The 26,064-nt window shown below is 70.0% G+C and carries 15 protein-coding genes and 1 tRNA gene; 11 read left to right on the forward strand and 5 right to left on the reverse strand.

Annotation, left to right across the window (positions count from 1 at the left end; genetic code table 11):
* The first annotated feature begins 80 nt into the window (after positions 1-80).
* Both IF28_RS0115270 and IF28_RS0115275 read left to right on the forward strand, forming a co-directional pair.
* Entirely contained in the window at positions 81-2,954 is a 2,874-nt protein-coding gene (locus IF28_RS0115270; RefSeq protein WP_030219559.1) for a DEAD/DEAH box helicase, read from the forward strand.
* Positions 2,955-2,979: 25 nt separating this feature from the next.
* Positions 2,980-8,046, forward strand: coding sequence for a hypothetical protein (locus IF28_RS0115275; protein ID WP_030219560.1), 5,067 nt, complete (start codon positions 2,980-2,982; stop codon positions 8,044-8,046).
* Positions 8,047-8,127: 81 nt separating this feature from the next.
* Here IF28_RS0115275 and IF28_RS0115280 read toward each other — a convergent pair whose 3' ends face one another.
* A complete protein-coding gene (locus IF28_RS0115280; RefSeq protein WP_030219561.1) occupies positions 8,128-8,334 on the reverse strand; it encodes a DUF397 domain-containing protein in 207 nt (68 codons plus the stop codon).
* Positions 8,331-9,095 (reverse strand): helix-turn-helix domain-containing protein, encoded by a 765-nt coding sequence (locus tag IF28_RS0115285; protein WP_234325195.1) that lies wholly within the window; start codon positions 9,093-9,095, stop codon positions 8,331-8,333. The genes IF28_RS0115280 and IF28_RS0115285 overlap by 4 nt, the downstream gene beginning before the upstream one ends.
* A gap of 350 nt (positions 9,096-9,445) precedes the next feature.
* Between IF28_RS0115285 and IF28_RS0115290 the strand changes: the two genes are divergently transcribed.
* Positions 9,446-9,961: a hypothetical protein gene (locus IF28_RS0115290; protein WP_234325180.1), complete on the forward strand. Its 516-nt coding sequence runs from the start codon at positions 9,446-9,448 to the stop codon at positions 9,959-9,961.
* Positions 9,962-10,248: 287 nt separating this feature from the next.
* Here the strand turns inward: IF28_RS0115290 and IF28_RS39200 are convergent, their stop codons facing one another.
* Entirely contained in the window at positions 10,249-10,668 is a 420-nt protein-coding gene (locus IF28_RS39200; RefSeq protein WP_158713687.1) for a hypothetical protein, read from the reverse strand.
* Positions 10,669-10,903: 235 nt separating this feature from the next.
* Here IF28_RS39200 and IF28_RS0115295 point away from each other — a divergent pair, with 235 nt between their 5' ends.
* The 8 genes from IF28_RS0115295 to IF28_RS0115330 all read left to right on the forward strand — a co-directional run bounded on the left by IF28_RS0115295 (position 10,904) and on the right by IF28_RS0115330 (position 24,888).
* Entirely contained in the window at positions 10,904-11,665 is a 762-nt protein-coding gene (locus IF28_RS0115295; RefSeq protein WP_030219564.1) for a hypothetical protein, read from the forward strand.
* 223 nt (positions 11,666-11,888) lie between these two features.
* Positions 11,889-12,509, forward strand: coding sequence for a DUF1707 SHOCT-like domain-containing protein (locus tag IF28_RS0115300; protein WP_030219567.1), 621 nt, complete (start codon positions 11,889-11,891; stop codon positions 12,507-12,509).
* 116 nt (positions 12,510-12,625) lie between these two features.
* A complete protein-coding gene (locus tag IF28_RS39850; protein WP_234325186.1) occupies positions 12,626-13,009 on the forward strand; it encodes a hypothetical protein in 384 nt (127 codons plus the stop codon).
* A 78-nt stretch (positions 13,010-13,087) separates the two neighbouring features.
* The gene (locus tag IF28_RS0115310) at positions 13,088-14,326 is read left to right on the forward strand and encodes an AAA family ATPase (protein WP_030219573.1); all 1,239 of its coding nucleotides are present in this window, start codon (positions 13,088-13,090) and stop codon (positions 14,324-14,326) included.
* Positions 14,323-14,970, forward strand: a complete 648-nt coding sequence (locus IF28_RS0115315) for a hypothetical protein (RefSeq protein ID WP_234325188.1) — start codon at positions 14,323-14,325, stop codon at positions 14,968-14,970. The genes IF28_RS0115310 and IF28_RS0115315 overlap by 4 nt, the downstream gene beginning before the upstream one ends.
* Positions 14,971-15,095: 125 nt before the next feature.
* The gene (locus tag IF28_RS36400; RefSeq protein ID WP_078621182.1) at positions 15,096-15,581 is read left to right on the forward strand and encodes an ATP-binding protein; all 486 of its coding nucleotides are present in this window, start codon (positions 15,096-15,098) and stop codon (positions 15,579-15,581) included.
* A 215-nt stretch (positions 15,582-15,796) separates the two neighbouring features.
* The gene (locus IF28_RS0115325) at positions 15,797-22,666 is read left to right on the forward strand and encodes a DEAD/DEAH box helicase (protein WP_030219583.1); all 6,870 of its coding nucleotides are present in this window, start codon (positions 15,797-15,799) and stop codon (positions 22,664-22,666) included.
* A complete protein-coding gene (locus IF28_RS0115330) occupies positions 22,663-24,888 on the forward strand; it encodes a UvrD-helicase domain-containing protein (RefSeq protein WP_030219584.1) in 2,226 nt (741 codons plus the stop codon). The genes IF28_RS0115325 and IF28_RS0115330 overlap by 4 nt, the downstream gene beginning before the upstream one ends.
* Positions 24,889-24,909: 21 nt before the next feature.
* On the opposite strand, the gene IF28_RS0115335 is transcribed toward IF28_RS0115330, so the two are convergent.
* Positions 24,910-25,854 (reverse strand): serine/threonine-protein kinase, encoded by a 945-nt coding sequence (locus tag IF28_RS0115335; RefSeq protein ID WP_030219585.1) that lies wholly within the window; start codon positions 25,852-25,854, stop codon positions 24,910-24,912.
* A gap of 65 nt (positions 25,855-25,919) precedes the next feature.
* Positions 25,920-26,004 (reverse strand) — tRNA-Leu (locus IF28_RS0115340).
* Between the last annotated feature and the right edge of the window lie 60 nt (positions 26,005-26,064).

A 26,064-nucleotide genomic window follows, 5' to 3' on the forward strand; every position in this document is an offset into this window, starting at 1 on the left:
GCCTCATGCCCCGCCGTTCGGGCTGTGCCCACCGGCACAGCCACCCGCCCCAACAACTTGATCGCCCAGGAGGCACCCGCGTGACCGCCGATGTGAGCACCGCGCCCGCGACGAGCGGCGAGGACGCCCAGTACCCGCCGGGCGCCCAGATCCTCGTACGGGACGAGGTGTGGCTCGTGCGCAACGCCACGCGGACGGAGCACGACGGGGCCCGGATCGAGGCGGTCGGCGCGTCGGACTTCGTGCGGGACCAGGAGGCGGTGTTCTTCACCGGCCTGGACCGGATCGAACTGCTCGACCCGAAGCTGACCCGCCTGGTACGGGACGACTCCCCCAACTTCCGCCGCTCGCGCCTGTTCCTGGAGGCGGTGCTGCGCAAGACGCCGCTGCCGCAGGCTGAGCGGGGCCTGGCGCTCGCGGACTCCTTCCTCCTGGACGCCCTTCCCTACCAGCAGCGCCCCGCCCAACTCGCCCTGTCGGGTCGCAACCTGCGCCCGCGCCTGCTCATCGCGGACGTGGTCGGGCTCGGCAAGACCCTGGAGATCGGCCTCACGCTGGCCGAGCTGATCCGCCGGGGCCGGGGCGAGCGGATCCTCGTCGTCACCCCGCAGCACGTCCTGGAGCAGTTCCAGCACGAGTTGTGGACGCGGTTCGCGATCCCGCTGGTGCGGCTGGACTCGGTGGGCATCGAGCGGATCCAGCGGGAGATCCCGGCGGGCCGCAACCCGTTCACGTACTTCAAGCGGGTCATCGTCTCCATCGACACGCTGAAGAACACCGACCAGTACAAGCATCATCTGGAGCGCATCAACTGGGACGCGGTCGTCATCGACGAGTCGCACAATCTCATCAACAAGGGTTCCCTGCGCAACCAGTTGGCCCGCACGCTGGCCCCGCACACCGACGCCCTGCTGCTGGCGTCGGCGACCCCGCACAACGGTGACGCGCGTTCCTTCGCCGAGCTGATCTCCCTGCTCGACCCGGCCGCGATCCGCGACCCGGAGCACTACCGCGCGGACGACATCAAGCACCTGTTCATCCGCCGTACGAAGGTCAGTCCCGAGGTGCGGGAGCAGATGAAGGGGCAGTGGGCGGACCGGGGCCCGTCGCAGTCGGTGCGGGTGACGGCGACTCCGGCCGAGGAGAAGGTCTTCGAGGAACTGGCGGCGGTGTGGCTGCCGTCCGACGGGTCGAAGTCGGTCAGCGACGTGCCGCTGTTCCCGTACACACTGCTGAAGTCCTTCCTCTCCTCGCACACGGCGCTGAAGGCCACGGTCACCACGCGCATCAAGACACTGGAGAAGAAGGACGACCCGGAGGCGACGGCCGCCGAGCGGGCGGCCCTGCACCGGCTGCTCGAGCTGGCGTCGGGGATGACGGAGGCGGACTCGGGCAAGTTCGGGGCACTGGTCGAGCAGTTGCGGGAGATCGGGGTGGGGCCGAAGTCGGACACCCGGGTCGTGGTGTTCTCCGAGCGGGTGCAGACGCTGGAGTGGCTGACGCGGACGGTGCCGGCGGCGCTCGGCTTCAAGGGGAAGGCCGCCGAGCAGGCCGCCCGGGTCATGCACGGCGGGCTGTCGGACGAGCAGCAGATGCAGTGCGTGGAGGACTTCGGCCTCCAGGACACCCCGGTACGCATCCTGTTCACCGGCGATGTGGCGTCCGAGGGCGTCAACCTGCACCGCCAGTGCCACCAGTTGGTCCACTACGACGTGCCCTGGTCGCTGATCCGCATCGAGCAGCGCAACGGCCGCATCGACCGCTACGGGCAGCCGCACCAGCCGCAGTTCCGCGCGCTGATCCTCACGAGTGCGGTCGACGGCGCCAAGGACGACACCCTGGTCTCCGAGCGCCTGCTGGAGCGGGAGGCCGAGGCGCACAGGTCGCTGGGTACGGCGGAGGCGGTGTCCGGGCTGTACCGGGCGGAGGCGGAGGAGAAGTCCCTCATCCAGGATCTGTTGCGGGGCCGTGATGTCGACGAGTCCCTGGACGCCGACCGTAGTTCCGGTGGTGGCGACGAAGCGGTGGGCGACTTCCTCGCCGACTTCTTCAACCCCGTGAACGAGGAGCTGGAGGAGGACGCCGACAGCGGGGACGGCTCCGGGGCGGTGCCGCGCGCGGACGTGCCCCGGCTGTTCGGCTCCACGCGCGAGTTCCTCGACGAGGCGCTGCGCGAGGTCTACCCGGACGCCCACGAACGCCTCGACCTGTCCATCGACGCCGAGAACGGACTGCTCTCCTTCGAGCCGCCCTCCGACCTGGTGCACCGGCTCAAGGCGCTGCCGCCCGAGTACGTCCGTGAGCAGGGCCTGCGCGACCGGCTGAAGGTCACCTTCAACCGGCGTCTCGCCGACAGCAGCCTGACGCGCGCCCGCGCCTCGGCGACGTCGAGCTGGCCGGACATCTCCCTGCTGACCGATCTGCACCCGGTCATGGAGTGGCTCACGGACAAGGTCCTGGTCCGCCTCGACCGGCAGGAGGCACCGGTGCTGACGGCGGACGTCTCCCGGCCCACCTATCTCGTACAGGGCATCTACTCCAACGCGCTCGGCCGGCCGACCGTCGTGAAGTGGATGGCGGTCACCACGGACGGCGAGGTCGACGACGACATGGTGGCGGTGCTGCGCCGCGCCCAGGTCGGCCCGACGATGGCGAACCCGGACGCCGACCACGACACGGGCCGTCTCGCCGAGGCGATCCCCGGCGTGCTGGACCGGGCGGAGGCGTTCCTGGAGCAGCACCGCGAGGCGTGGGACGAGCCGCTGCGGGCGCCCATCGAGGAGTACAAGACCCGGTTGGGCGCGTGGGAGCAGCCGACGCCGGCGGCGGGCGGCGGTTCCGCGCCCACCGCCACGCGCGACCGGCTCACCTCGCTGGCGGACTCCCTCCTCACCACCGGCCGGCCGATGCTCCGCGTCCTCGCCGTCCTCGCCCCGGCCCACACCGCCGCCTGACCGACACACCCAGAGGTTGCTCACGATGACGTTCGACTCCCTGGTCAACCGCGGCGACTACTTCTCCGCGCACTACCTCGCCGAGGTCCTGCCCAAGGACCTCAAGTCCGGTCTGCTCGCCGAGTGGAAGCAGCGCGAGGAGGACGCCGCCGGTGCCGAGCGACCCGAGGGCGCCCTTCCGGTCACCCCGCGCGCGGGCCTGCGGGCGCTGCGCCGCACGTACTTCGCCGCTCGGTCGTACTTCACGATGGACGAGGAGCGGGCGGCGACGGGTGAGGACGCCGTGACGTACGACGCGCCCGAGTGGCGTGATCGCGTGCGCGCGCTCAACGGGGAGGTGCTGCGGGCGCTCGGCTTCGACGCGAAGCCGGGCACGCTCACCGTCGTGCGTGCGGATCAGTCGTACGAGGTGACAGTCGCGCACGCGGAGAAGGATCTGGTCGCGCTGGACTGCGGGTGGTCGGCCGAGCCCGATGACGCGCTGGACCCGGACGGGGCCGGGCGGTTGCTGGACGAGCTGCGCCTGGACGGTCAGCACACGGTGGCCACCGGGTCCAAGCTCGCCTCGTTCCTATTCGCGTGCGAGGACGCGCCGCGCTATGTGCTGCTGCTGGTCGGCGGTGTCGTGGTGCTCGCGGACCGGGCGGCGTGGGGCGAGGGCCGGTACCTCGCGGTGTCGCTGGACGCGTCCCTGGAGCGCAACGACACCAAGGCGGGCGGCGAACTCGACACCGTGGCCGCGCTGTTCGGCGCGGACTCGCTGCGTACGCCGGAGGAGGGCGGCGAGAACCCGCTCGCCACGCTGGTCGACAAGTCGACGAAGCATGCGGTGGGTGTGTCGAGCGAGCTGCGGGACGGGCTGCGGCTGAGCGTCGAGCTGATCGCCAACGAGGTCCTTGACCGGGTGCGAGAGGGCGGTGTCCGGCCGGAAGAGGTCAAGGAACTGCCCGAACTGGGACGGCAGTTGACGCGGGAGTCGCTGCGGTACCTGTACCGGATTCTGTTCCTGCTGTACGCGGAGGCCCGCCCGGAGCTGGGCATCCTGCCGTCGGACTACCCCGAGTACCAGCTGGGGTACGGCCTCGGCCGGTTGGGCGAGTTGATCGCCGAGCGGGATCTCGTCGACGAGAAGTCCCGCAAGGGGTTCTACCTGTACGAGTCGCTGGATCTGCTGTTCAGCAAGGTGCAGGAGGGGTACCGGCCGCGCCGTACGCACGGGATGGTGGACGAGAAGGCGTCGGAGGACGTGGGGCTGCGGTTCGAGCCGTTGCACTCCAAGCTGTTCGAGCCGGAGGCGATCCGGCTGATCGGGGCGCGTGCGGTGCCGGACCCGCGGGTCGAGGGTGAGACCGGTCTCGAGGGCGGGGAGCGGTTCATCGACACCCGGCTGCGCAACGAGACGCTGTACCGGGTGCTGCGACTGCTGATGCTCACGCGCGGCAAGAAGCGGGAGCGCGGCGGCTTCATCTCGTACGCGCAGCTCGGGATCAACCAGCTCGGGGCCGTGTACGAGGGACTGATGTCGTACTCCGGTTTCGTCGCCGGTGAGGAGCTGTACGAGGTCGCCAAGCACGGGGACCCGAAGGACGGTTCGTGGCTCGTCCCGGCGGCCAAGGCCGACGAGTACCCGGACGAGGTGTTCGTCCGGCAGAAGGACGAGGACACGGGTGAGGAGCGGCGGGTTCGACATGCGGCGGGCTCGTTCGTGTACCGGCTATCCGGGCGTGACCGGCAGACGTCGGCCTCGTACTACACGCCGGAGTCGCTGACGCGGGTCACCGTGCAGCTGGCGTTGCAGCACCGGCTCGACCAGGACGACACGGTGACCGAGGCCCGTGAACTCCTTGAGTGGAAGATCTGCGAGCCGGCGCTCGGCTCGGGTGCGTTCTTGAACGAGGCGATCAATCAGGTCGCGGCGGAGTATCTGCGGCGGCGGCAGGACGAGTTGGGTGTCGCCATCGACACCGAGAAGTACGCGGTCGAGTTGCAGAAGGCCAAGGCGTACATCGCGCTGCACAACTCCTACGGCGTCGACCTCAACAACACGGCGGTGGAGCTGGCGGAGGTGTCGCTGTGGCTCAACACGATGCATCCGGGGATGGAAGCGCCGTGGTTCGGGCTGCACCTGCGGCGGGGCAACTCGTTGATCGGTGGGCGTCGGGAGGTGTACTCGGCTGAGCGGTTGAAGAAGGGCGGCTGGCTGGGGGCGACCCCGGAGCGGTTCCCGTTGTCGGAGGCGGTGGCGGGGGTGGCGCTGCCTGAGGGGGCGGTGCATCACTTCTTGCTTCCGGCGAAGGAGTGGGGCGCGGTCGCGGCCGAGAAGGAGGCGAAGGCGCTGGCGCCGGCGGAGGCGAAGACGCTGGGGGCTTGGCGGAAGGCGATCACGAAGTCGCCGAGCGCTGCGCAGACGAAGCGGTTGCAGGGGCTGGCTCGGCGGGCTGAGTATCTGTGGGGGCTGGTCGTGCGGCGGCTGGAGATCTCCGAGCGGGAGATTTCGCGGCGGGTGGATGTGTGGGGCGCGGAGGAGGGGTGGCTGCGGTCGCCCGAGGTGGCGGTGCCGCGGGAGAAGGTCAAGGCGGACCTGGAGGCCGTTGATACGCCGTACTGGCGGCTGAAGACGCTGATGGATGCGTGGTGTGCGCTGTGGTTCTGGCCCGTGCAGGAGGCTGCGCTGCTGGACGGGTCGCATGAGGCGTACGTGCGGGCGGCGGAGGTGGCTGCGCAGTCGGCGGGGTGGACTGTGTCGGCGGCTGCGGCTTCGGTTCCGGGGCAGGCGGGGGCGCCTGCGCGGGAGACGTATGAGCGGGAGGACCTGCTCGGCACAGTTGAGGTCGTCGAGATCAAGTCGAAGGGCACGCGGGGCGGCAGCCGTAAGGAGCAGATCCGAGGCGAGCGACGCCCGGTGATTGCGCTGGCCTCGCTGGAGGACTGGCTGGACTTCGCCGAGTCGCTGCTGGGCACGCAGGATGTGGCTGCGGATTCCTTGGGGGCCCACTTCAACACGCTCGACGAAATCGAGCGGCACGAGGACGAGTTGCCCGAGTGGATGGGCATGGAGCGCTTCACGTCGCTGGAGTCACGGTATCCGTGGGCGGGGGTTGCGCGGGATGTGGCTGAGCGGCAGGGGTTCTTTCATTGGGAGTTGGAGTTCGGACAAGTCTTCGCCGCGGGTGGATATGACTTGCAGGTGGGAAATCCGCCCTGGGTAAGGCCTGATTGGCATGAGGATGCCGTCCTTGCAGAAGTTGATCCCTGGTTCGCGCTTACGGTGAAGCCGCCATCCGAAGAGCGGAAGCTTCGCAAGACTCAGATGCTGGATGGCGAGGCAGATTACTACCTTGGCGAACTGGCAGAAAATACCGGAATCGGCACCTTCGTTAGCTCCGCAGTCACATATCCTCTCTCAAACGGAACCCGACCGAATCTCTATCGCGTCTTCATGTGCACAGTTTGGAAGAATCAGAACCTACCAGGAATTTCTGCACTCATCCACCAGGACAGTCACTTTGATGGTGGATCAGAAGGCCCCATTCGCGAGGAGTCATACCGGAGACTCCTCCTTCATGCAGGATTCGTGAATGCTGGAAACTGGGCATTCGAAGCAGGTCGGACGCTTGAGTTCGGCATTCACGTGTACGGACAAAAGGGAGTCATCGACTTCGTAAATATCAGTCAGCTCTACGGCGCTCAAGTCCTTCCAGCCTCCTTGAAACATGACGGATCCGGCCCAATTCCAGGACAAAAATACGAGGGAGCCTGGGATCTACGCCCACACGCAGCTCGAAAAGTCCGCGTCACAGAAGCGCAACTTTCAGACTGGAGAGACCTGGACGGGCGCAACGATATCCCAATCGCACAAACTCCCATGCGGTACCCAATCACAACTGCCGAGCAAGGGGCCATTTCAGCGCTCTCTGCGGCACCGGCCAGAATCAAAGCTACCGCGCCGTGGTTCAGTCGTGGCCATGACGCGAACGCAGCGAAACAGAAAGGCATCCTCCACGACCTCTTGCATCACCCCACGCAGTGGCAAGATGCAATCCTGCAGGGGTCACATATCTCAACCTCAACACCTTTCGCCAAGCAACCTAATATGCCGATGCGCAACTCCAAGGATTGGTCACCATGGGAACTTGACACTCTCGACGAGAACGCTATCCCGAACACGCTGTTCGCACGAAGCGGTAAGCATGAAGACTTCGTCCAAGAGCAAGAAACATGGGTGGCAGCTAGCTGTCATACCCACCCCACGGACCATTTCCGACTAGCTTGGAGGAGGATGATCGACGCAAAGAGCACCGAAAGGAGTCTCTTTGCGACACTAATTCCACCCGGCCCAACGCACAACGACAGCATCTTCTGTGTTGCATGGCCGGAAAATCGTCGAACTGTCGCACAAGCGGGACTATGGGCATCGCTACCCATGGACTATCTTCTGCGACTTGCCGGACGTTCTAATTTCCAGACCACTGATGCCGAAAAGATGCCGACAGTACATCTTGAGCATCCTCTAATTCAAGCTCTCACTCTCCGCACACTGCGCCTCAACTGCCTGACGCGACCCTACGCCCCTCTCTGGAACGAGCTATATAGTTCGAATTGGCAAGAAAGGGAAGAGTGGGCTTACGCAGACTGGGCTAACATCCAACCTCTCGCAAGCACCATCAGCGAGGAGTGGAGTCCGAGCACCCCTCTCCGCAACGAATGTGAAAGACGTGCTGCTCTCGTCGAGCTAGACAGCCTTACTGCCGTCATGTTCGGAATTTCTGCTGACGAACTCGTTGCCATTTACCGGTCCCGCTATCCGATCCTCTCAGACCGAGAGAAGCAAATGTACTTCGACAATAGCGGAAGAAGGATCGCAGCAGATCCGTACGCCTTCGGGCATCGTCAAACCAAACAGGACTACATCAACCTGTTGGCTCACCTAGAAGCCCCGGAGACCATCACACCTCCGGCTGGCTACACCGCCCCCTTCTACAAAGCCGATCGCGAGACCGAAATGCGTGCCGCGCACGCGCACTTCCAAGCTCGATTGGACAAGGAGATCGCCGCTGGGCGCTGGACTCCGACTGGGAGCCGTAAGGGCTGAGTACCGCTCGCGATAGCGCAGGTCGGCGCTTCGCAGGAGAAGCGCCGACCTCACGAGGCACGCGACCGTGGAGCGACCAACTCACATCGCGTCGAGCAGGGCCGACCAAGCCCCAGAGCTCACCTTCAGCTCAGGCCCGCCTTGGGTCGCCCGCTTCGAGTCACGCACGTGCACAGCAGCGGCCTCCACAGCAACCTCAACGCACTCGCCGCCAGCGCCGCTGCTGTAGCTACTCGTGAACCAGCTCAGTTCCGGGCGAGACTGGAGGCTTGTGTCTTCCGTGTTCATAGATCTCCCAACAGCTTCTGAACGAAGGCCAGCGACTCCGAGGGCGTGAGCCCCTGCGCTCGCAGGATGCCGTACCGCTCCTCGTACCCCCGGACCACCGGCCGCTCACTGTAGAGGTGACTGTGCTCGTTCACCTCGACATAGGCGATCCTCTGCCCCTTGCTCGTCTCCATCAAGGTGAACGGCCCACCCATCCCCGCATGTTGGAGTCGATTGGTCGGCATGACCTGGATCTCGACGTTGCGCTGTTGACCGTAGAGGTAGATCTGCTCCAGCTGCGCCCGCATCACCGCGCTCCCTCCCAGCGGCCGACGCAGGGTGCTCTCCTCGATGACGAAGCTGATCGTCGGCATGGGCCTGCGGGAGAACATCTCCTGACGAGCGAGCCGGGCGGCAACGCGCTGGTTCACGGTCTCCTCGTCCAGAAGAGGACGCCACATCTCGAACACCACCCGCGCGTATTCCTCGACCTGCAACAGGCCCGGAACGGCCTGGTTGGCGTACACGTGCAGCTCTACGGCCTCCGCCTCCAACTGCGCCGCATCCCGGAAAAATGCCGGGTACCGAGCCCGAGCCACCTCCTCCTTCAACACCGTAAGCAGCCCGCCGGCCTCCAGCACCGCATCCGCCCGCTCGATGAACTCCGGCTTGGGAATGCGCCGCCCCAACTCCACCGAGGTGACCATGTCCTCGCCGTAACTCAGCCTCGCACCCAACTCCGCCCGAGTCAGCCCCCTGCTGGTCCGCAGCAGCCTCAACATCTGCCCGAAACACCGCAGAATCCCCGTCTCGCCATCACCATGAGTCGTAGTCACCGGCGCCCTCACCTCACCCGCACACACCCGGCCGTCACTCACAGCTCACTCTAAAGACACGCACCGTAGCTTTCGCGCCAGTTCGGCCCGCTTCCCCCGTACCGGGGACGCGCCCTCGCCCTCTCCCGTACGACACCCGGCTGTACATCAAGCAGCGCGTGACGCTCGCCGCTGAACGTCGTTCCGGCCGCCCGGTAATACACAGGCGCCCGACCCCATGCTCGTCCTACTCTGACCGCTGCTGCCGTCCATGCCGGGACGGACGATCCCGACGGAGGGGCGACAGAGTGCCGGACGTGTACCAGATCATGCTGGACGCCGAGCTGAGCAAGGCGTTCGACGTCTGGTCCGGCTATCTGAACGCACGGACAGGCGAGGACCCCGAGGTCCGCGCACGACTGCGCTCCACCTTGGACGCGGCCCGCGAGGCAGCCGCCGCAGACGATCCCGCGTTCGCACGCGCCCTGGTGGCGGAGATGTACGACGACACGCAGGAAGCCGGCCTCCCCTGGGCTCCGCTCCCGCCCGACCCCTGTACGGCGGACCGGCAGGCACGCGACTACGCCAAGGACGACCTGCGCGGGGTACTCCCCGTACACCTGCGTGAGGAACTCGACAGCATCGCGATCTACCTGAGCGTCACGGGCCGTCGCCTCCGTGCCGCCCCCGACCTGGACACCGCCACCCGCCGGGACATCCTCTACATCACGGCCCGCGCCGGCATGGCCCTCGACCTCGCCCACCCCACGGCAGCGCGACGAGAACTCGAACGCCTCAAGGCGATCGCTCATTGCTGCGGCGTCGAGCCCTGAGCAGCGAGCGACACCGGCCGCGAGCTGCCCCCGGCTGAACATCCGAGGCCACTCGGACACCACGCGCACCGGGACAGCCCTTGAGCAGCAGGACCAGCATCGCAGGACACCGACTGCGATCACATACGTAGGGCCGACGCATACGACGATGCGCAGGTGTCGTCCTGGTGGGGCCGACGAGCCGGACGCGAGGAACGGGCCGTGTGGGGCGACCGGAAAGGCCGTGCACGCCCTGCGCCTGCCTCGCACCAGGACCCCCGCTGCACAGTCCGGTCGGTGGCGAGGGGTCAGCGCCGCCGTGGGCCCCGGCGGGCCGGGTCCCGTGCGGGTGAGCGGCCTTCGGACTGGGACGCGTGAAGGCGACGACGTTCTCGGCGAAGACGGCGCCGTAATCGGTGTCTGCCGCTTCGCTTGACGCACTCGGTTCCCGCGTCCAGGAGCAGCAGCGACGTGAGAAGTGCGGCCACAACCGCCTGAGAGACGCAGGCCATCGGCAGATCGGCCCGGAAGAAGCCGTAGCCGACCAGCGCCGAAAGGGTCGACCCCACGCTCAGCACCACGAGGAACCGGCTCGTCGCACCAGGAACCGGCCCTCCCTTGGCTACCCATTTCTTCATGCCTTCGACGAGGCAGAAGGCAACCAGCGCTGCCGCTTCCAACCCTGCCAACAGGATGGCCAGGCCGAGGTCCAGGGCACCCTTCACCATGTGCACCATGCTGAAGGGAACGGACGGCTGCACGCCTGAGTACGGCTACTCAGAGGGCGACGAGGGGTGTGTGCTTCGCCCGCCTCACCGCACCGTCTCTCCGCCTCGCGGAAGGCAGGACTGGTCCGATGCCCCATCGTGATCAACGGGCGTACAACCAGGTGTGGTTGTCGGCTGTCTTCAAGGCGCTGGAGGGATGAGCCTCCGGTGTCCTTCCGTGCGGATTGGGGATCAGGTGGGGAACCAGGTCTGGAGAATCGTCGTGGCCAGTGGTGCGGCGGCGGCGTTCACGGCCGTGGCGGCGGTGCCGGCCGGGGCGGCCGAGGGCGGGGTGTCGTTCTCCCGCGTCCAGGTGAACGGCGGCAAGTCGATCGTGATCGGGGTGTCGGCGGAGATCGCGGTGCCCGCCTCGTTCCGGATGACGACCACGAAGAAGTACAAGTTTCCTGCGGTGTTCCTGTACCGCAAGGGGGGCGACCGGCTGTGGCACGCCATCGAGACGAGTGACTGCGTCAAGGTGAAGTCGGGTGTCTGCGACTTCAACGAGACGATGTTCTTCGACCCGAGCGTGTGGGACATGCGCAACAGCGAGGCCGGGGCCTGGAAGGTCGGGGCGGAGGTGCACTTCAGGGGCGGCGGCGGGGACGTCGACGACAAGGGCCTCACGGTCAACGTCAAGCGCAACTCCCGCCTCACCGTGAACGCCTCGCCCGAACCCGTGGTCAAGGGGAAGACCCTCACGGTGACCGGCAAGGTCACGCGGGCCAACTGGGAGACCAGGAAGTACGGCACCTACGGAGGCCGCCTGGTGAACCTGCAGTTCAAGCCCGCCGGGGCCACCTCCTACACCACGGTGAAGACGGTGTACGCGAACGGCTCGGGCAGCCTCAAGACGACCGTGAAGGCGTCCAAGTCGGGCACGTGGCGCTGGGCGTACAACGGCAACAGCACCACCGGACCGTCGAAGTCGTCCGGGGACTACGTCGCAGTGAAGTGATGTCCGCGGTGCCGCAGGGCCGTTGGACGCCGCGCCGGCGGTAACGGCTGCGACGGTCCGGGCGTCGGGTCCGCCACGACCGGGCGGCCCCGACGCCTCGCGTCCCGGCCGGCCGGGACGGGCTCGGTCTCGCCGCGGAGCCGGGGGAACACGGGCACGTCGGTCATGGAATTCAACTCACCCACGATGACGCCCGATCCGCCGGCTGCTTATCCTTGTGGCCATGACGGCCCAGCCTCCGAATCCCTCTCCGCTCCCTGTTCCGCCGGGAGAGCTCCGCGCCTCCCACGACGACCGGGAAGCGGTGGTGGAGCAGCTGCGCGATGCGGCGGCCGAAGGGCGAATTGACCTCGATGAGCTGGATGCGCGCCTGGAGCAGGCGTGGAAGTCCAAGACCTACGCCGAGTTGGCCGTCCTGACCGCCGACCTGCCCAGGGCGAGTTCCGCCGGGGAGGAACTACCGCCGCTGGTGCTCAAGGGCGGCATGCACGGCGCCTCCCGGGGCCCCGGACGCTGGGAGGTTCCCGGGCGCGTGATCGCTCACGGAGGCCTGGCCGGAGTGAAGGTCGACTTCACCCGGGTCGAGTGCCGCCTCACGGAGGTCGCGGTCGAGGCGTACGGGGAGGCAGCCGGCGTCACGATCGTCATCCCCGAGGGCTGGGCCGCGGACACCAGTGGCATGGACCCCGGCATCGGCGGCCTCAAGGACAAGACCACCCCCGACCGGCTTCCGGGAACCCCGCTGATCCGGCTCACCGGGTCCGGCGGCATGGCGGGAGTGGTCATCCGCCATCCCAACCGCTGGGAGCGGCGCAAGCTGGACAACAACCCGACGCGGGACTAGGGGCCACGTCCGCCACACCGGGCGGTTGGCCGCGTGGCTGTCGCGCCGCTCGTCGCAGCGACGCGCGGAGAGGGCAGCCGGGGCCACTCTCCCGGCAACTCGGCCGACCGCCGAACGTGGTCGACGAGAAGCTGGCGCAGGTCGTCGACATCGACCCGGCCGACGTGTGGAAGCGCGTGGATGCCGAGCCGGGCGATCTCAGTGACATCCTCGACGCGGCGGAGCGGGTGGCCACCGTGGACGGTGACGTCAACTCCCGTGAGAAGGCGATCCTTGCGGAACTTCGGGCGCGGTGCCGCCGAGCACGACTGTCGCGTCAACGGGACGCCGAGGCCGGCCGCGGTCTCCTCCTCGTCACCGCCCTCGCCGACGAATGGGGCGTCACAGACCGCCGCAGCGGTCACGGCACAACGGGGTGGACGTCCCTGAGCCTGGGACGGCCTTCGGCCGAACGGCCACGCCGAACAGGCAAAGGTTGTCTGCGCTCCCGGATACGCTGACGCACGATGTTGCGTCCGCGGTGGGTGCGTACCGACCGCGGACGGAAGCCGCCCTTCGCACCTCCCGTTAGGTTGTCCATGCCCGGTCGTCTCCTCGAACTGCACGTCGAGAACTTCCGCAGTCTGCGCGATGTGACCGTGCCGCTGGGTCCGCTCACGGTGTTAGTGGGCCCCAACGGTGCGGGCAAGTCGAATGTGCTGAAGGTTTTCGACTTCCTCGCCGACATCATCCGCTCCGACCTCCAGCCGGCGCTCGACGCACGCGGCGGGTTCGACGAGGTGGCCTTCTGGGGCGGTACCAAGCCACCGACCACCATGCGCGTCCACCTCAAGGCGACCTGGACGACGAACTCCACCCTCACAGCTCCGGACGAGTACGGCCTCACGATCCGGCGCCGCTCCCTTCGCACGAAACCGAACGACGAACGGCCGGCCTACTACACCCTCTCCCGTGAGGAGAGCTTCGCGTTCAAACGCAGACAGGGACGCGGCCGGCGCATCACCATCTCGGGTGAGGAGGCACGCATCCTCGATGTGCGTGCGGGTGAAAGCAGGGACAGCGGCAGCTTCGGTATCCGTCGGCTGAGCAGTGGCCTGTCCACCCTTCCCCGGCTGGGTCCCGCCGACGGCGGCGACGAGGTGACCCGGGTCGCCGACCGGCTGTCGTCGTTCCGGGTCTTCGACGTCGACGTGGCCGCGGCCCGGCAGCCGACCCGCCTGCGCGGCGCGCGCTTCGCCTCCCTCTCGCCGCACGCCGAGAACCTGGCCGCCTTCCTGATCCACCTGAGCGGCCGTGAGGACATCTGGGACGATCTGGTCGCCGACGCCCGCACGGTCCTGCCGCAGCTGGAGAACATCGAGTTCGAAGAGGTCGGCGGGGCCACCGACCAGCTGACCGTCGTGCTGCGCGAGCACGGCTTGCGCCGCTTGACCCCGCTCGCCGACGCCTCCTACGGGACCGTCCGGCTGCTGGGGCTTCTCGCCCTGCTCTACGACCCCAATCCTCCGGCGTTCACCTGTATCGAGGAGATCGACCACGGGCTGCACCCGCAGGCGCTGGAACTCGTCGTGCAGCGGCTGCGCGAGGCAGCCGAGCGCACACAGTTCATCGTCGCCACCCACTCGCCCGCGCTCGTGAACCGGCTGCGCCCGGAAGAGTTCGTCGTGTGCGACCGCGACGAGGACGGCGCGTCGGTCATCCCGGCGCTCACGGTCGACGAGGTGAAGGCCATCGTCGAGGAATCGGGTGAACAGCCCCTCGGGGAGCTGTGGTTCTCCGGAGTTCTCGGCGGCGACCTCACTGGTGGTGAGCTGTGACCCCGAAGAACCGAGGGCGGGAGCGGCGCGTCATCGTGCTGGCCGGCGAGGACCAGAACGACTGCGAGATCCTTGCCTCCCTGATACGCGCGCACCGGCCCGATCTGACCGCGGACGCCAAGCTGGTCCGCATCAACGATCCGGTGCGGCTGCGCAGGAAGTCCGGTCCCGACCTCGCCGCCGCCGTGCGGACCCTGGCCGGCAAGGCCCGGGCCAAGGCGCTCCAGCAGCGCGCCGACCTGCTCGGGTTCGTCGTCCACGAGGACCTGGACGGCTACACCGACTCCCAGTACGACCGGATCCGCAAAGCACTGTCCGAGGAGTTCGGGCGCCAGTGCCAGGAGTTCCGGACGGCGGTCGCGCTCGCCGCATGGGAGAGCGAGAGCTGGCTGCTGCTCTTCCCGGACGCCTTCCCTCACGTCCGTCCGCGCTGGAAGGTCCCCGACCGTCTGCTCGGCAAGGACACCGGCCGCCTCAAGGACGCGAAGGAGGAGCTCAAGCGAGGACTCGGCCTGCCGGTGTTCCGGGAGAGCGACGGCCCCGCGATCGCCCGCGAGGCGCTGAAGCACCGGCTGATCCCCTCCCCGCGCGGCAGTAACCGCTCGTACGCGGACTTCGTCGGAGACCTCACGCGCTGGACCTGACGACGCCGACGGGCGAGTGATTCCGCAGGCCGCCGTCCCCGCCCCGTGCCCGGCTCATGTACAGCACACTCCCGTACAGGCGTCGCCGCTGGTGACACGCCCGTCGCAGCCACCACGCTGGCGTCATGCACAGTCCCTCCCCGCAGCGGCCGCCCCGGCTGCTCACCCTGCTGCCCATGCCCTCGGACGAGTTCGCCATGGGCTTCACCTCGACCCCGCGAGGGGCCCGGCTGGCGCGGCTGTTCGTCGCCCACTGCCTGAACACCTGGGGCCATCCCTACGACAGTCAGGTCAACGAGACGCTGACGCTGATCACCGCCGAGCTGAGCGCGAACGCCGTACAGCACGGGCGTGTGCCCGGCCGGGACTTCCACGTACGGCTGGCCACCGAGGCGAGCGGTGACCTCCGGCTGGAGGTGTCGGACACCCGCGGCGAGGACCGGCCCGTCGTCGCCGCGCCGGCGGACCACGCCGAGTCGGGCCGCGGCCTGCTGCTCGTGACGGCGCTGGCCGACGACTGGGGCGTCATGGACCGCCGTGGCGGCCCCGGCAAGACCGTGTGGGCGACGGTGAGCGCCGCCCCGGACGGCCGGCCCGGAGGGGGCCGATGACGGCGCGGGCACGGAACACCCGCGGATCGACGGGAACGTGTACGCGGTGTACCGGTGTCGCCCGTTCCCGGGGCCGGGGTCCGGGATGCGACCGGGTGGGTACCGATGTCCGAGGTGGGCGGTATCTTCGACGCTGATCGTCATGGTGCCCGCGGTGGCTGTCACGGCGCCGCGTGCCCGGCGGTCGCGGTAACCGTCCTGCCCGAAAGGTCCTCGTGAAGCCCACCCTGGCCGCCGCGCAGCTCCGCGGCAGTCTGACGCAGTACCTCACGACGACGTACGCGCTGGCCGACGAGGACACGCGGCTCGCGCTGGAGCGGTTCCTGGGGGATCCGGAGACGGGGATCTTCCGGGGGCCGTATCTGCGGATCAGGACGCCGTTCCATCCGGCCGGGGACGGGTGGCAGTCGGCGCTGGAGTGGCAGCCCGCGTTCACGCCGTGGCGGCATCAGGCGAAGGCGTGGGAGCGGCTGAGCACGTACCGGGGGACGGCCGAGCCGACGCTCGTGACGACCGGCACCGGGTCGGGAAAGACCGAGTCGTTCCTGATCCCCGTACTCGACCACTGCCGGCGGCAGAAGGCGCTGGGCCGGCGCGGGGTCAAGGCCGTCCTGCTGTATCCGATGAACGCGCTCGCCACCGACCAGGCGGGGCGTATCGGCGAGTACCTGGCGCAGCCGGAGCTGGCGCAGGTGACGGCGGGCCTCTACATCGGGGACAAGCCGGACACCGATTTCCGACGGGTGATGACACGGCGCGAGGAGATGCGGCAGGCGCCGCCGGACGTGCTGATCACCAACTACAAGATGCTGGACCTGCTGCTCCAGCGCGCCGAGGACCGGCCGCTGTGGGAGGGCGCGGACCCGGCGTACGTCGTGCTGGACGAGTTCCACACCTACGACGGCGCGCAGGGCACGGACGTGGCGATGCTGCTGCGCCGGCTGGCGTCGGCCGTGGGCGCGTCGAAGCCGGAGCGGCCGCTCGGGTCGATCTGCCCGGTGGCGACCTCGGCGACCCTCGGTGAGGGCGGGGGCGACGGCAGTGGCATCCTCGCCGTCACCGAGCAGGTGTTCGGAGTGCCGTTCGGTGCGGACGCGGTGATCGGCGAGGAGCGGCTGAGCGCCGACGACTTCGTCGGCGACATCGACTACGAACTGCCCGAGCCGCCCGACCCGAAGGAGGTCATCGACGTCTCGGGCGGGCCCGGCGTCGAGTCCGACCCGGACCGGCTCGACCTGGACGGGCTCGCCGAACGGCTGCTGGGGCGGCGCGGCATGGACGCCTTCCAGATCGGACGGCTGCTCAAGAAGCACGACTTCACCCACGGGGTGCTCGCGCTGCTGAACGGCGAGCCGCTCGACGAGTGGGGACTGCGGGACCGCATGGCCCGCTTCGGGTACGCGTGGGCGCGCACCGCGCGGGAGAACCCGCGGCTCGCGCTGGAGGCGCTGTCGCGGTTCGTCGCGCTGCTGTCGTCCGCGCGGGACCCCGAGTCCGACGAGCGCCGGCCGCGTCCGCTGCTGCACATCGAGGCGCACCTGTGGGTGCGGCCGGTGGGGCGGGTGCTGAGCGGGGTGGGCGGCAGACCGGAGTTCCGCTGGTACGAGGACGAGCGGACCCTCGCCCGGCGCTCCGCGCTCACCGCGGCGTCCGCGTCCGAGGAGTCGGCGGAGAGCGACGAGTGGCCGTCGGCGGACTCGCGGCGGCCCGAGGCGCTGCCCGGTTCGGACACCGTGCAGCGGCCCGCCCAGGCACATCTGCCGGCGGTCTACTGCCGGGTGTGCGGGCGTTCGGGATGGGCGGCGCTGTCCCCGGAGGCCGATCCGCAGAAGCTGGAGACGAGCCCGCCGAAGATCTGGCAGGCCTCCGTGGGACGCGACAAGCGGCGGCTGCGGTACTTCATCTCCGCGACCCCGGCCGAGGCCCGGGACGCCCTCGACGCGCTCACCGGCGGCGCGCCGAAGCAGGCGGGCGGCGCGGACCCGCAGTCCGTGGTGGTGCTGGACGGCGCGCAGGGCACGTACCGGATGCCCGTCGCCGAGGACGGGGAAGGGCTCCAGGACGCCTGGTTCGCGCGGGCCGTGCTGGACAGGAAGACCGCCGACCAGGCCGCCAAGGACGACACCTGCCCGGCGTGCGACACCGACAACGGCATCCGGTTCCTCGGCACCGCGCTCGCCGCCCTGGCCTCCGCCACCGTCACCCAGCTGTTCACCGGCGGCCACGAGATCGCGCTCGCCCCGGAGGAACGCAAGACGCTGCTGTTCAACGACTCCACACAGGACGCGGCGCACCGCGCCGGATACGTCGCCAACGCCTCGTACAAGTTCTCGCTGCGCTCGCTGCTGGCGCACCGGCTGGACGACTCGGGAGCGCCGCTCCCGCTGAACGACCTGATCGGCGACGTCCTGGACGCCGTGGACGACCCGGGGACCCTCGCCGCGGTCGTCCCGCCGGACCTGCACGACGAACCGGGCGTGGACCGGCTGCTGTCCGGGCGCGGCACCGGGGACGCGCGGACCTGGAAACTCATCGGGGAACGGCTCGCGTTCGCCACCGTCATGGAGTTCGGGCTGCGCTCGCGGCTCGGGCGCACCCTGGAGCTCACCCGGACCACGGCCGCGGAGGTGGTGATCGACGAACCGGACCGGATCGTGGCGCTCGCCCGCGACCTGCACCTCACGCTCCCGGGACAGCTGGGCTTCGACGGCGGACTGCCCACGCCGGACCGCTATCTGGCCTACGTGCGGGGGCTGTTGGAGCGGATGCGGCTGCGCGGGGGCGTCCGGCACCGGTGGCTGGACACCTGGATCAAGGAAGCCGGCGTCAACCAGTACCTCATCTCCGGACAGCGCCCGGAGGGCATGCCCGCCTTCCCCGAGGGATATGTGGCACCGCCGAGGTTCCTGCTCGCCGGGCCCAAGGAGAAGACCAAGTTCGACACGATCGGCGGGAAGGGCAACTGGTACCAGGACTGGACGCGCCGCTGCCTCGGCCTGGACGCCGCCCAGGCGACCGAGTACCTGCGCCGGCTGCTGCCCGTCCTCGCCGACGTGGGCGTGCTGTCGGCACGCACCGCCAAGGACCGCACCACCCGCGTGTACGGGCTCCAGCCGGGCCACATCCAGGTACGGCTGCTCGCGGACGACCTGGTCAACAAGGCGTTCGTGAGCTGCGAGGAGTGCGGCTGGCAGCAGGTCGTACCGCCCGAGCGGCGCACCCGCTGGTACGGGCACCCCTGCCCGCGCTGGCGCTGCACCGGCGTCCTCACCCCTCCCCAGTACGGCATGTCGTCGACCGGGTCGGGCAGCGGCGGCTTCAGCGGGAAACTGGAGCGGGACTACCGGGCCGACTACTACCGCCGGCTGTATCTGACCGGCGGCACCTACCGGGTCGTCACCGCGGAGCACACCGGCATGCTGACCCGGCCCGAACGCGAGGGCGTGGAGCGGACGTTCCGGCAGGGCACCCACTACACCGACCCCAACGTGCTGTCCTGCACGCCCACGCTGGAGCTCGGCATCGACATCGGCGACCTGTCGGCGGTGCTGCTCGGCTCGCTGCCGGGCGGCCCGGCGAACTACGTGCAGCGGGCCGGGCGCGCCGGACGCCGGACCGGCAACGCGCTGGTGGTCGCCTTCGGCGGGCGGCGGGCCCGCGACCGGTACTACCTGGACGACCCGACCGAGATGATCGCCGGTGACATCGTGCCGCCGGGCTGCTATCTGTCCGCTGTCGAGATCCTGCGCCGCCAGTACACGGCACACCTGCTGGACCGGGCGGCGCGCGGCGAACTCACCACGTCGGACGGCGAACCGCTGATGCCAGTGCCGCGCCTCTCGTCGGCGCTGTTCGGCACCACCGGCTGGTGCCAGGACCTGTCGGACGCGGCACTCACCCACGGGGCGCGGCTGGTGGAGGAGTTCCTCGCCCTGTTTCCGGCGGGCAGCGGCCCCGACGACGACCGGGGCGTGTCCGCGCACGCCGCCGACGAGCTGCGCGCCTACGCCACCGGCGGCATCGCACGCACGCTGTCGGAGGCCGAGGAGGAGTGGACGGCGCGCCGCGAGGAACTGCGCCGCAGGATCGCCGCCATCGACACCGCCGTCGACGGACTGCTCGCCGAGGACCGTGAACAGGGCGCCGAGCGCCGCGAGTTGCTCGCGGAGCGGCGCGCCACGGGTGAACTGCTGCGCCAGCTCAGCCAGACCGGCGCCCACGGCGCCCTCGTCGAACTCGGCCTGCTGCCCAACTACAGCCTCACCGACACCACGACGTCCCTGGAGGCCACCCTCTACTGGAAGGAGGCCGCCGGGAGCGACGACGGCACGGACACCGCCACGGCGGGGGACGAGGACCGCCGCGAGTGGGTGTACCGCAGCGAGACCCGCGACTACGAGCGGTCCCGCAAACTGGCGCTGACCGAACTCGCGCCCGGCAACAGCTTCTACGTCAACGGCTACCGGCACGTCGTGCGCGCCCTCGACATCGGCAGCCCGGAGCGGCGCGCCTGGTCGGTGTGGCGGCTGTGCCCGGCGTGCGGGTACGCGCGCACGCACGGCGACCCGAAGAACGACACCTCCCCGTGCCCGCGCTGCGGCTCCCGGGAGATCTCCGACGCGGGCTGCGTGCACCACGTCCTCACGCCCCGGCGCGTCACCTCCCGGGACAAGCGGGACGACGCCCGGGTGCGGGACGACCGCGACGAACGCGACCGCAGGCGGTACGCGGTGCTCACCACCGTCGACATCGACCCCGCCCACCTGGCGGCCGGATCGTGGCGGCACGACAGCGCCGTCTTCGGCGCCGACTTCACCCGCAGGGCCGTCGTACGCACCCTGAACCTGGGCATCGACCGGCAGGACGGCAGCAGCACGGTCCCGCTGGCCGGGGACGACGTGCGGCTCAACCCGTTCTACGTGTGCACGAGTTGCGGCGGTGCGACGGCCGACGGACGGCCGGTCGTCGACCAGTCGCAGCACGCCCTCACCGCGTCCCTCGCCCACTCCACCCGCGCCAGCGCCCACCACCAGCTGTGGTGCCCGCGCAGGCGGCTGCGCGGCAGCGGCGAGGCGCAGGGCGCGGGCACGGACGTACCGCTGCTGCTGGCGCACGAGCTGACCACGGAAGCCGTCCGCATCCTGCTGCCCGCGTCCGTGGCACGCGCCAGGGAACGGCTCGCCTCGTTCACCGCCGCCCTGTTCGCGGGCATAGCGGCCCGCTACGGCGGCGATCCCGACCACATCGACATCACCGCCGCGTCCATGCCGGACGGCGAGGACCGCGACTGGCCGCGCCGGTTCCTCGTGGTCTACGACCGGCTGCCCGGCGGCACCGGCTATCTGCACCGGCTGGCCACCTCCGACGGCTTCCGCGAGGTACTGCTGAAGGCCCGTGAGGTCATCGAGGACTGCGACTGCCTGAGGAAGGGCCTCGACGGCTGTCACCGCTGCCTGCTGCGCCGCGTCCCCCCGGCCGACTACGACAAGGTCAGCCGCAACGAGGTCCGGCAGATGCTGGACGAACTGCTCGGCGCGGACGGCGAACGCTGGTCCACCTCGCCCGTCACCACCACCCAGCACATCCCGATGCACCAGCAGGCCGAGAGCGACCTCGAGGTCCTGTTCATCGACACGCTGCGGGAGTGGGCCGCGCTCCCCGAGAGCCGTGCCAGCGCCGATGCCTACATCACCCCGGCCGGCACCCACGCGCTGGACCTGCGGCTGACCGCGGCCGACGGCACCACGCTGAGCTGGCGGGTGTCCCAGCAGCGGGTCCTCGACGGCACCCGTCCCGACGTCCTCTTCGAACGTGTCGACGCACCCGGCCCGCGGCTGGCGCTCTACCTGGACGGCTACGAGTTCCACGCCGGCCGGGAGCACGACCGGACGGGCGACGACGCCGACAAGCGCACCCGGCTGCGCGCGGAGGGACTGCGGGTCTTCCAGCTCACCTACGGCGATGTGAGCGACTGGCGGCGCCGCGTGCGGGACACCGGCCAGGGCGCCGCGGGACCCGCCGACCCGGTGTGGGAGCCGTACGGGGAGAAGGCCCGCGACACGGCGCGCGGCTATTACGCGGCGGTGCGGGGCGGGCTGCCCGGGGAGCTGGCGGACACGGTGTGGGTCAACCCCGCCGTGCAGCTCGTGGAGTATCTGCGCCGGCCGGACGCGGAGCGCTGGCGGTGGCGTGCGGAGGCGGCGCTGGCCGGGTTCATGGGCGCCGGAGCGCGCCCGTCCGCGCTCACGCCGGAAGCACTGGGCGGGCAGATCACGGCGGCGCTGCGCGGGGAGACGCCAGCCGGACCGCGCGGCCCGGTGCAGCTGTTCTCGGTGACCGACCGCTCGGAACTGCCGTTGGTGCTGGCCGCCGACGGCCGGGAGAAGCCCCCGGCGTGGACCGGCGTCGTCCTGCTCGACGACACGCCCGGCGTCCACGCCCGGGAGGAGGCGCACAAGCGCCGCTGGCGGGCCTGGCTGTACTGGTCCAACGTGCTGCAGTTCCTCGACACCGGCGGCGGCGACGCCGTCCAGCTCACGACCGGACGCCTCGACGGGTTCCCCGTGGAGACCCTGGCCGTCACGGGTGGCGGCGGCGTCCTGGAGAGCGTCCGCCTCACGCTCGCCGGCGGCACGCCGGCACCGGCCGGGACCGCGCCGGCCGCGCCGGCCGCGCCGCAGGCTCCCCCGGCCGTCGGGGTGACCGCCCCACCCGTCCGGGACCCGGCCTGGGACAAGGTCATCGAACTCCTCGACCCGGACGAGCACGGCCTGCCCGAGCTCGCCGAGGCCCTCGCCGTACGGGGCGTCCCGGTGCCCCGGGACGGCTACGAGCTCGACGCGAACACCGGCTGGCAGGCCGAACTGGCCTGGCCGGACGCACGCGTCGGAGTCGTCCGTACCCCGAGGCCGCCGGAGGGCGAGGACATCGACCCGGAGGCCGCCGACCGGGACCGCGACTTCGCCGCGGCCGGCTGGGAGGTGCGGACCGCCGCCGCCTGGACGGCCGACGGCCTCGCCGAGCGGATCGGCCCTCATCCGTCAGACGACACCACCAAGGACAACGGGGGGAACGAACAGCCGTGACCGGCAAGAACGTGACGCTGCGCCTGCTCGACAAGGCGGACCGGGAGATCCTCAAACTCCCCCGCCCGGTCAAGGGGGCGATCTACGACTTCCAGCACAAGTTCAAGACCAACCCCGACTCCGCCGGCCTGCGCCTCAAGCAGTTGCAGGGGCACGACAAGCTGCACTCCGCGCGCGTCAACGACGAGTACCGCGCGCTGCTGCTGCGGCTGGCCGACGACGACTGGCTGATCGTCTCGGTCAAGCACCGCAAGGACGTGTACGCGCACCTGGACCGGCTGACCTACTCGGTGAACCGGGTGACCGGCGGCATCGAGTACGTGGACCTCCAGGTCGTGCAGGAGGAGGTCCTCGCCCCCGCGCCGGCTCCCGAACCGGCAGCTCCTCAGCCGCTGTTCGCCGCCTGGTCGGAGCAGCAGCTCACCGACCTGGGCGTGGCGCCGTCCCTCGTCCCGGTCGTCGCCGCGCTGACCACCGAGGACCAGCTCCTCGGACTCGTCGAGTACGCGCCGCAGCTCACCGGCGAGGTGCTGCTCGCGCTGTACGACGGCAAGGCGTACGACGACGTCCTGGAGCAGGTCACGGCCCCCGTCGCGGTGCCCGACCCGGTGGACCCCGAGGACTACCGGGCCGCCGCCGACCGTCCCGCGACCATCGTCACCACGACCGACGACGCGCTGCGCGAGGCGCTGGAGGGCGAGGACTTCGGCCGCTGGAAGGTGTTCCTGCACCCCACGCAGGCCAAGCTGGTCACCCGGGACTACAGCGGTCCGGCGCGCGTGGGCGGCGGACCCGGCACCGGGAAGACGATCGTGGCGCTGCACCGGGTCAGGCACCTGGTCGAGCGGCTCCCGGCCGGCCGCACCAAGCCGGTCCTGCTGACCACGTACAACAAGAACCTCGCGGCGGACCTGCGTTCACGGCTGCTCGCGCTGGGCGGCGAGGCGCTGCTGTCGCGCGTCGAGATCAGCCACGTCGACCAGCTCGCGCTGCGCACCGTGCGGGAGGCGGAACCGGGCAACCGCAAGCGCATCGTCGACGAGGCGCAGGCGGTCCGCGAATGGCGCTCACTCCTCGACGAACTCGGCGAGGACGGCTGGGACGCGGAGTTCCTGCACGACGAGTGGACGCAGGTGATCCTCGGCCAGGCGGTGACCTCCCGCACGGACTACTTCCGCGCCCGCCGCGCCGGACGCGGACGCACGGTCAGCCGTGCCGAGCGCGCCGAGATCTGGCAGCTCGCCGAGCGGTTCGCCCAGCGCCTGGACCGGCTCGGGGTCCAGACCTGGGACCAGATCGCGGAGCGCGCGGCGCAGTTGGAGGCGGGACGCGCCCGGCGCATCCAGGACATCGAACGGCGGCGGGAGGAGGCCGGCGGGCTCGACAACGTCCACGTGGCCGACGGTTCGGGCGGCTGGCTGCGCTACCGGTACCGGCACATCGTCGTCGACGAGGCCCAGGACCTGCGGCCCGCGCACTGGAAGATGCTGCGCGCGATGACCGCCCCCGACCGCAATGACCTGTTCCTGGTCGGCGACACCCACCAGCGCATCTACAAGAACCAGGTGACCCTCGGCAGCCTCGGTATCAACATCCGCGGCCGGGCGTCGAAGCTGTCGCTGAGCTACCGCACCACCCGGCAGATCCTGCGCTCCGCGCTGAACGTGCTGGGCGAGGAGACGTACGACGACCTCGACGGCAGCGCCGAGACGCTGGCCGGCTACCGGTCCGTGCTCAGCGGCGCCGTCCCGAACCTGCACCGGCTGGCCGACTGGGCGGACGAGCGCGAGGCGATCGCCGCGCTGATCGAGTCCTGGGGGGAGGTGCGGCACGAGCAGATCGCCATCGCCGTGCCGACCAACGACATGGCGCGCGAGGTGGCGTACGCGCTGCGGGAGCACGGCATCATGGCGCTGGAGATCGGTCCGGACGGGCCCCTCGGCGACAGCGGCGTGCACATCGGCACGATGTTCCGGTTCAAGGGGCTCGAGTACCAGCGCATGATCATCGCCGGGGTGACCGACGGGCTGGTGCCGCGCGCGGGCGTCCGGCAGCGGCGCGCCACGGACCCGGCGCGCTACCGCACGGAGATGCAGCGCGCCCGGTCCCTGCTGTTCGTGGCGGCCACGCGCGCACGGGACAGTCTCGACGTCTTCTGGCACGGGGAGCCGAGCCCGTTCCTGAAGGAGCTGATCGAGGTACGGCCGCCGGCCGCGGCGTGATCCGGTCCGCGGCGGGTCCGGCTAACCGGGCATGACCGGCCCCTGCGGCACGAGGAACGGCCGCCGGGGATCCTCCGGCGGCATTCGGCGGTTCGCGTACGCCGGGTCGGCGCCCGGCAGGTAGGGGGCGAGGGCCGCGTACACCTCCGCCGCGCCTCCGGGACGGTCCTCGGGGCGCTTGGCGAGCAGTGCGTGCGCGAGGTCCTGGAGCGCGGCCGGGGCCTCGGCACCGTGGTCGGCGAACGAGGGCGGGGGCACGGTGAGATGCTGGGTCGCCAGTTCGGCGGGCCCCACGCCGTCGAAGGGCGGCCGGCCGGTGAGCATGTGGTGCAGCAGGCACCCCACCGCGTACAGGTCGCTGCGGCCGTCCAGCGTCCTGTCGCCGGCGAGGAGTTCGGGGGAGGCGCAGGCGACGTTGCCGAGCGTCTCCCCGGTCATGGTCAGCTGTGGGTCGGTGTCCGAGAGGACCTTCACCAGACCGAAGTCGAGGATCTTCACCAGACCGCTGGTGCGGACCATGATGTTCTGCGGTTTGAGGTCGCGGTGGACGAGACCGGCGGCGTGCGCGGCGGACAGTCCCGCGCACAGCTGCGCGGCCACGGAGACCGCGGCGGGCACCGGCAGGCGCCGGTCGTCGGCCCCGTCGACCACGTTGTCGAGGGTCGTCCCGTCGACGAGCTGCATCACCAGGCAGCAGACGTCCTGTGTCAGGGCCGCGTCGTACACGGTGGTGATGTTGGGGTGGTCGAGGCGGGCGGCGGCCTTCGCCTCCCGCTCGAAACGGGCCAGGGCGGTGCGGCGGCCTTCCGGCAGCGCCAGCAGGTCGGCGGCCACGGTCTTGACCGCCACGGGCCGCTCCAGATACACGTCCGTCCCCTGCCAGACGTGTCCCATCGCCCCTCTGCCCAGGATCCGGTCCAGCCGGTACCTGCCGCGCAGTACCTTGCCCGCAGCGAACTGCTCCACGTGCACTTCCTCCAAAACGACCGATGGCCCCGACCGAAACGATCGGGGCCATCCATTGCGTTATGTGTCCGAGGGGGGACTTGAACCCCCACGCCCGATAAAGGGCACTAGCACCTCAAGCTAGCGCGTCTGCCATTCCGCCACCCGGACCAGGTGCCTGTCGCCTCGGCGGGTGTTCCCCCCGTGGCGACATGGACAACCATACCAAGG

It is taken from the genome of Streptomyces sp. NRRL WC-3626, assembly GCF_000718785.1.
Classification (GTDB): Bacteria; Actinomycetota; Actinomycetes; order Streptomycetales; family Streptomycetaceae; genus Streptomyces; species Streptomyces edwardsiae.

Coding starts and splice junctions, on each gene's coding strand:
- IF28_RS0115275 (WP_030219560.1), top strand. CDS start 2,980: ATGACGTTCGACTCCCTGGTCAACCGCGGCGACTACTTCTCCGCGCAC.
- IF28_RS0115280 (WP_030219561.1), bottom strand. CDS start 8,334: ATGAACACGGAAGACACAAGCCTCCAGTCTCGCCCGGAACTGAGCTGG.
- IF28_RS0115285 (WP_234325195.1), bottom strand. CDS start 9,095: ATGTTGAGGCTGCTGCGGACCAGCAGGGGGCTGACTCGGGCGGAGTTG.
- IF28_RS39200 (WP_158713687.1), bottom strand. CDS start 10,668: ATGGTGAAGGGTGCCCTGGACCTCGGCCTGGCCATCCTGTTGGCAGGG.
- IF28_RS0115300 (WP_030219567.1), top strand. CDS start 11,889: ATGACGGCCCAGCCTCCGAATCCCTCTCCGCTCCCTGTTCCGCCGGGA.
- IF28_RS0115310 (WP_030219573.1), top strand. CDS start 13,088: ATGCCCGGTCGTCTCCTCGAACTGCACGTCGAGAACTTCCGCAGTCTG.
- IF28_RS36400 (WP_078621182.1), top strand. CDS start 15,096: ATGCACAGTCCCTCCCCGCAGCGGCCGCCCCGGCTGCTCACCCTGCTG.